The sequence below is a fragment of the Synergistaceae bacterium genome (genome assembly GCA_017444345.1).
Lineage (GTDB): Bacteria > Synergistota > Synergistia > Synergistales > Aminobacteriaceae > JAFUXM01.
The window spans coordinates 1-7807 of record JAFSWW010000110.1 but is presented as its reverse complement, the minus strand read 5'-3'; the positions used below and the strand labels follow the sequence as shown (position 1 = coordinate 7807).

Genomic DNA, 7807 nt, shown 5'->3' with positions numbered 1-7807 from the left:
CAGCACAGGCAATCATTGTCTGAATATTCCAGAAAAGAAAATTTTACTTATTACAATATACGACAATGGTAATTACGGAAATATCTTACAGCGTTACGCATTAACACGGATTATTGAATCACTCGGATTTGAAGTGCATAATTTATGTTATAGCTATAACAATAGTAAATATAATAAATTTTTCAGACCAGCAATTATGTTATGTAAAAAACTCATAAAAAAATTTATAGTATTCATAGGTATTAAGAATAATAAATTATATCTTATTTCCAGATTAAGCGCATTCACAGCAAAATATATTAACAATAAAATTTTTATGTCATATGATGAGGCATTGAATGTTGATAAATCACTCTGGGACAAATATAATTTTGCAGTAACCGGCAGCGATCAAGTTTGGCATAATTGGAGTCACACACCGGAAGAATCTGCATATTATTATCTTGAATTTATGCCGCGTGAAAAACGAGTCTGTTATGCGCCGTCTTTTGGATTCTCTCAATTCCCAGAATCAGATTACGAACTTCACAAAAAAGGTCTTGAAGGATTCAATAAATTATCTTGCCGCGAACAGGAGGGCGTGAATTTAATCAAGCAAATAATTAATAAAGACGCGCAATTAGTCTTAGATCCGACTTTGTTATTAAATGCCTCACAGTGGCAGGAACTTGAGAAGAGACCTGATATTAATTTGCCGGAACACTACGCGCTGCAATTCTTTCTAGGCGATATAAAACCGGAATATGAGCAGGCAATAAAACAAGCTGCCGGAGATTTGCCGATTGTAAATTTATATAATTACATGAATCCTGATTTGCCGGGGTATACAGCAGAAGTTGAAGAATTCTTGTATTTATTTAATCACGCTGATTTGATTTTCACTGATTCATTTCACGGCACGGCATTCTCTGTTAATTTCGGGAGAAATTTTCTAGTATTTAGACGTTCACACGATTGGACTAAAGATATGTTCGGCAGAATTGAAAGTATCTTAGCAAGCACTAATCTTACCGATCATATTTATACGCCCGGAATGAGTACCCGTCCAGCTGAGATTAATTATAATGAAGTCAACGAGAAGTTAAATATTTTGCGTGAAAGCTCGTTAAAATATTTGCGCGGTTGTCTGCACGTTTAAGCAAAAAATTTCTCCCTCGTTCTTATATTCTCAAAGCATGAGGGAGAATAACAAATTATTATATTCACGAATCTATTTACAAGGACTGTAACCGCAGCTGAAGCAGTATTCACAGCCCGATATTCTCTCAAGCGGTGCCCCGCAGTCGGGACAAATCATTGATTTATCGCTCATTCTTGCATTAATTACTTCGCGGTCTATTAATTTTTCTAGCATTAACGCTATTGCATCAGGTATCGAGCGAACTACGTAATTATCATTGAATTTCAACATCCAATATTCTTTGCCGGATAAGCCCTTCAGAGTGTCAATAAAATCTTCAAGACTGCACCCCGAACGCAGACCGATTGAAATCACCCGCGATAATGCTTCAGTCATTGCCTTTAACTCTGAGCCGCTCTTGCCGACATTCACAAAAATTTCAAATGGCTCTTTGCCGTCAAAATTCATTGTAACGTACATGCTGCCCCACGGGGTTTTGTCTTTAATTGTTTTGCCGTAAATAACAGGGCCGGGGCGTTCCTTAACTTTTTTATATTTTGTATCGAGCTTTTGCAGCTGTTCCTGTTCGCTCGAATTATTATCTTCTTTCTTAATTTCTATAGGCTGATACGACCTTGAACCGTCGCGATAAATTGTTATTCCTTTACAGCCCATGTTATAGCACTCTCTATAAACTTGTCTCACGTCTTCAATCGTTGCAGAATTCGGCAAATTAACTGTCTTGCTTATCCCGCTGTCTACAATCTGCGCAAAAATTCCCGTTACATTTACATGCTGTTGAGTCGTTATGTCATATGCTGTAACGTATGCAGGATTTGAGAGCCTCCCGCCCGTTGCTCTGTATTCGCTTCGTTGTTCAGGAGTTAATAATTTGTGCCAGAAGTCTATATCTTCAAAGCCTGTCCCGTCAGTCTTCATTATTCGGCGATTCCATGACCACGCAAAATTAGGTTCAATTCCTGAGCTCGTATCAAGAATCATAGAAATTGACCCGGTCGGAGCTATTGAGAGTCTCCGGCTGTTACGCAAATCCCCCGCAAATAAATTTTTCAAGACAAGCCTTAAATCATCGTTAAATTCAAAACTTGAAAGAGTATTTATTAACGTAACAGGAATATTTTTTCCTTCTCGCATTGTACGCAGCATTGAGTCAAATTCTTCACGGGATTCAGGAACGTTAAAGCCTTCAAATAATTTGCTGACTAATTCATGCTCAGGAAATGGCGGTTTATTTACGTCATTAACTATTTTTACAGTAGCAAGCAGGGCCGAACGCGCTAATACTCCTGAAAGTTTTTCACAGAACGCGTTAAATTCTCCTGAACCGTAAATTATATTCTGCATTATTGAAGCATCAGCAAGTCCCATTATTCCCAGTCCAACGGGGCGAATTGATTTCGTTCTCTCGCCAATTTTCTCTAATGGATATGAGCACGCATCTATCACTAAATCCAAATAATAAATTGACCTGAATACTTGATCCGATAATCTCGAATAATTAAATGTCCCGTCATCATTCACAAATTTTTCAATGTTGATAGAGCCTAAATTACAGCTCGTAAAATTCGGTAATGGCTGTTCACCGCATGGGTTAGTCGCTTCAATCTCCCATTCAGAGCCGCCCATTTTCAGCAAATTATCCTGCCTAGCTCTATCAATAAAGAAGACTCCGGGGTCGCCTCGTTTCCATGCTGACTCGCAAATATGATTTAATAATTCGCGGGCTTTGACTGTCTTAACAACTGAGTCATCAACTCTTGAGTGTAAATCAAAATCTTCGTCATTCTCTGCGGCCTGCATTAACTTGTCAGAAATTGCGACAGAAATATTAAAATATGATAATTTGCCGTCTTCAGTTTTGCAGTCAATGAAGTCATAAATATCGGGGTGATCATCGAACAGCATACCCATTAAAGCAGCGCGCCTCTTTCCGCCCTGAACTACTACCGCGCCCATAGTGTTCCACGTCTCCATAAATGACACAGGCCCTGACGCTTTGCCGCCTGTACCTCCTGCAATTTCTGAACTGTGTTCGCGCAAATGCCCGAAATTTCCGCCGACTCCTCCGCCGAACTTGCTGATTATACTTGCATTCTTGACGGATTCAAATATTCCCTCGATACTGTCAGGGACGCTTATAACGAAACATGCAAATAACTGCTGATTCTTTGTGCGAGAGTCATAAATTTTGCGGTAATCTTCATAAGTCATTAAATCCGGCGATTTATAAATTATCTCGGCCATCTCAGGAATAATAGTAAGTCCTGCCGCAGCACTGAATAAACAAGGCGAATTAAACAGGAAACGGCGATTTAATATATCACTCGCTATATTTTTCTCAAGAGTAACAAGCCACTCAACCGAGTCAGAGTAATTTACTTCTGCGCTTGCAACAGTGCGGGCGACTCGTCGTGCAAATTCTTCAAAATTTTTTTCTTGTCTGACTCCGTTTATCTCAGGGTCAAATCTCTGCACAAAATATCTTTGTTCTAACAGCCAAATAGCATTTTCTGATAATCTTGACTGCCCTAAATTCTCTAGTGAGCGCGTGTTTATGTCCTTATCAAAAAATTCTCTTATATCTTGAAGACTCATTGTATTATTCCTTTCGCAAAAAATACCCCCTGACCCCCCATAAAGGCAAGGCCAGAGGGTGAAATTGTCAAATATTTATTCAATAAAATTTTATGAGCTTATTTTGCCGGTTCCTGTTTTGATTCAGGTGCTGGATCTTGAACGGGGGCCGGAGCTGAAGGTATATACTCTTTGCAAATGCTCACGATTCTTACTAATAGGCCGTCTTCAGGTGCTACGTCTTTTATTGCAAATTCCCAGTGTATTTTTTCTTCTGATTCAGCCCATACCAAGACAGAAGGCACAGAAAGTTTTGCGCTGAGTATCTTTGCTGCGTCCTCTGCTATTTTGCCATATCCGAAAACTTTTGCCATAGGTGTAAGAATTTCCATGACGCTATTATCTGAAATCCATTTTTGAATCCCCTCGAAATCAAGCCATAATACAGAAATCCCCATGTTATTCATGACTTCCGCAAATTTTCCGGAGAGTTCGGGCTTCTCGTTAAGGCTCGTTAAGTCTGCAAAATCTAACGCTAATGATTCATCCTTATTAATTACTAAGAATGATACGGGACTTATTGACGAGTCAGCCTGCAAAATTTTATCCTGAATCCTTGCGAAAAATTTAGAATTCGCGAGTCTGTCAAATATTTTAGCGGGTGCTCCCTCTTCGCCCTTGAATGACATGTAAAGCGCAGGAACTTTGAATCCCTGTATATTGATAACGTCATTTACTACGATTGAGAATGCGCCATTTAGAATAGCTGCTAATTCAGCTTCAGTTATGCCCGTAAATTGCTGTAGGAGTTTTGCGCCGTCTTCCCATGATTTTTTCAGGTCGTCATTGTTAAAAATTTTTGAGATCCGCAAAATTCCACCCATTGCGAAAATCGGAGAAGTACTCCCGCCAGCATTGTCAAGATCTATATAACAGCCTTTAACGGGCGGTACTGCATCAGTAAATAATTTCTCGATATATTCTTTCTTGATTGCCTCACGCGGATTAAAGCCGATTGACATGGAAAATTTATCGGGGACTCGTTTAAATGCTAACTCTATATGCATGGGTTTCGCGAAATATTTTGCCATTTTCTGTATAGCTTCGTCATTATCAAGAGTCTTCACTGTATCAAAATCTGCGTGGAAAAATATAAAGTCTTCAGTGTCAAATTTGCGTTCTATACTGTGAAAGAGTCTTGCGTCCTCAACATCTACAGCATTTAAAGCCGCCTTCAAATCATTATCTGACAATGCAAGAATTAACAAATCGCCGGCTGCCTTAAATTTTATCTCGTTATTGATTGAGTAAACATTATCCGCGCCGAGTTCAGTTTTTATCATGGGTTCAGCAAATGAAAGCATTGCGCTGTCTAAACCGAGAAATAATTTAGCAAAATCTGAAGCCTCCGCAGTACCGTCCTTAATTTTCGCAACAGTCGGAGCTAATTTGTCATCTACTGTAAATGCCATTTGTATAAAAGGTTCGTTGGGATCTTCTTTTGTTATGCCGATATTAATAGCTGCAGATTTCAACGGAGTATTTGACGTTATAGCCCGCACAAGTTCAAGAATGCCGATTATCTCATTTGATGACTCGGACGAAAGAATTAACGGCATAAAAGCGTCAATATTTTCCTGCGACATAACCCAGCGGGACAAATTACCGGCCTCACTCAAGCTCAGCACAAAATAAATAGAGTCTTCCGGCCTGATACTTAATGCGTCTTGAGGTTTTGCAGCAAATACAGAACTCGCAAATATAGTTAATACAAGAACTGCCGCGCAAAAAACTTTTCTTAATTTCATGAATAAGTGCCTCCTTTGTGAATAATAGCGATAAAAAAATACTCCCCGATAAAATTATACTCGGAGAGCATGAATAATTTATTACGCTTTGTATGCTCCGTAAATTTCAAGGAATGACTCAGGCTTTAATGATGCCCCGCCGACTAATGCGCCGTCAATGTCCTTCATTGATAATAACTCTTTAGCGTTTGAGCCTTTGACACTTCCGCCGTAAAGTATAACAACGCTGTCATGTCCGATTAATTTGCGGCTCCATTCGCAGACCTCTTGAGCCTGTTCACTCGTTGCTGATTTGCCCGTGCCGATTGCCCAGACTGGCTCATAAGCATAAATAATTTTCTTGACTTCTTCAGCTGTCAAATCTTTAATAGCACTCTTTAACTGACGCTCCATAACTGTGAAAGTATTTCCGGACTCGCGTTCTTCCAAAGTCTCGCCGTAACACAAAACAGGAATTAATCCCGCATCACGTACTGCCTTTACTTTCTTTGCGATTAACTCATCGGACTCGCCGAAAATGTGCCGTCTTTCACTATGACCGATAATTATATGAGTTACGCCGTATTCTTTAAGCATAGGGATTGAAATTTCGCCGGTAAATGCTCCCTTAGGCTCGTAATATACATTTTGAGCACCGTGAACGATCCCGCATTTTTTCGCAGCCTGATATAACGGCCATAATGACGTAAAGGGCGCAAAGATTCCTACTTCAAGATTTGAGTCATTCTTGTATTGCTCATAGACTGCCGGGAAGCTCTCGAAAAATTTTTCTGTCTCGGCGTAATTATTATTCATTTTCCAGTTGCCATAAAGATAAATTTTCTTGCTCATGATTAATAACTCCTTAAAAAGTTTAGACTCTGAAGGGTTCCATGCCGGGTAATTTTTTGCCCTCGCAGTATTCAAGACTTGCGCCGCCGCCTGTTGAGACGTGAGAAACTTTATCAGCTGCCCCGAATTGACGTACTGCACTCGCTGTATCTCCGCCGCCTATAACTGAAATTGTGCCGTGTTTCTGAGTCATTTCAGCAACTGCCGCCGCTAATTTTTTCGTGCCTTCCGCAAATTTTTCGTCTTCAAAGACTCCCATTGGGCCGTTCCATAAAATTGACTTTGCCCCGTCAAGAGCTGCGATAAAATTCTTTACTGTCTCAGGGCCTATATCGAGTCCCATTTTATCAGCGGGCATGTTATCACTTGATACAATTTCCGTGTCGGTCGCGTCAATCGCTGAAGCAACAACGCTGTCAACCGGCAATAAAATTTTTACTCCCATATCAGCGGCTTTCTTGAGTGTATCTTTTGCGAAATCGAGTCTTTCTTCATCACATAGGGATTTGCCGATCTCTTTGCCCTGAGCCTTCAAAAATGTATAAGCCATTCCGCCGCCGATTAAAATAGTCGTAGCCTTGTCTAATAAATTCCCTACGATGTCAATTTTGTCAGAAACTTTTGCGCCTCCGAGAATTAATACATAGGGTTTTGCGGGATTCTCACTGACTGCACCGAGCATTTCGCCCTCACGTTCTAATAAATCACCAGCAAATGCAGCTTTCACGAAGGGAATAACGCCGCTTGTTGAACAGTCCGCACGATGGCTCGCGCTGAATGCGTCCATAACGAACACGTCAAAGCCTTCCGCCATTTTCTTGCTAAATTCGGGGTCATTTTTCTGCTCTTCAGGGTGAAAACGTGAATTCTCAAGTACTGCTATTTCGCCGGGCTTAAGCGCATTGACTGCATTAATAACTTTTTCGCCGACGCAATCATCAACAAATATTACTTTGAGATTATAGGCTTTCTCAATGTCAGGGACTATCTGAGAGAGTGAGAAGGCGGGATCTGCTTTTCCTTTAGGTCGGCCGAAGTGTGAAATCAAAGCAACTTTTGCACCTGCGTCGAGTAATTTTTTAAGTGTGCTTGTGTGTGCTCTAATTCTTGAGTCGTCCGTTACTTTGCCATTTTTGAAGGGTACATTGAAATCAACGCGCATTAATACCTTTTTGCCTGCAACGTCTGAAGGCGTGAAAGTTTTTAGCTTCATAAAATTATTTCCTCCTGTAAAAATTTTTTTGGGTAATCCATAAAGATATTTTACTACAGCAAATTTTATGAATATAGAGATTTTAATTTATAACTGCTTTGTATGACCTGATTAATTAGCCGAGTCTATAAATTTTTCGATTCTTGTCCAGCGATATTTAACGGCACTCTTTGTTATACGAGTCTCTAGTCTCTGGCCTAATTCTTCAAGTGTTGCGTCAGGATATTCGAGTCTAGTTTT

4 protein-coding genes and 1 pseudogene are annotated in these 7807 nt (G+C 40.0%); 1 reads left to right on the top strand and 4 read right to left on the bottom strand.

What is annotated here, in order from left to right; all coding sequences use genetic code 11:
* The coding region (locus IJS99_08780) for a polysaccharide pyruvyl transferase family protein (GenBank protein MBQ7561908.1) at nucleotides 1–1138 on the top strand (1138 nt) is incomplete at its 5' end.
* A gap of 72 nt (nucleotides 1139–1210) precedes the next feature.
* On the opposite strand, the gene IJS99_08775 is transcribed toward IJS99_08780, so the two are convergent.
* The 4 genes and pseudogenes from IJS99_08775 to IJS99_08760 form a co-directional block, all read right to left on the bottom strand.
* Nucleotides 1211–3736, bottom strand: a complete 2526-nt coding sequence (locus tag IJS99_08775) for an adenosylcobalamin-dependent ribonucleoside-diphosphate reductase (GenBank protein MBQ7561907.1) — start codon at nucleotides 3734–3736, stop codon at nucleotides 1211–1213.
* A gap of 98 nt (nucleotides 3737–3834) precedes the next feature.
* Entirely contained in the window at nucleotides 3835–5523 is a 1689-nt protein-coding gene (locus IJS99_08770; protein MBQ7561906.1) for a hypothetical protein, read from the bottom strand.
* Nucleotides 5524–5604: 81 nt separating this feature from the next.
* Nucleotides 5605–7567, bottom strand: a pseudogene (locus tag IJS99_08765) (triose-phosphate isomerase).
* 111 nt (nucleotides 7568–7678) lie between these two features.
* Nucleotides 7679–7807: DNA-binding protein WhiA (locus IJS99_08760; protein ID MBQ7561905.1), on the bottom strand; the 129-nt coding region annotated here is incomplete at its 5' end.

Excerpts from the sequence above, each read along its gene's own strand:
- IJS99_08775 (MBQ7561907.1), bottom strand. The coding sequence starts at position 3,736 with ATGAGTCTTCAAGATATAAGAGAATTTTTTGATAAGGACATAAACACG.
- IJS99_08770 (MBQ7561906.1), bottom strand. The coding sequence starts at position 5,523 with ATGAAATTAAGAAAAGTTTTTTGCGCGGCAGTTCTTGTATTAACTATA.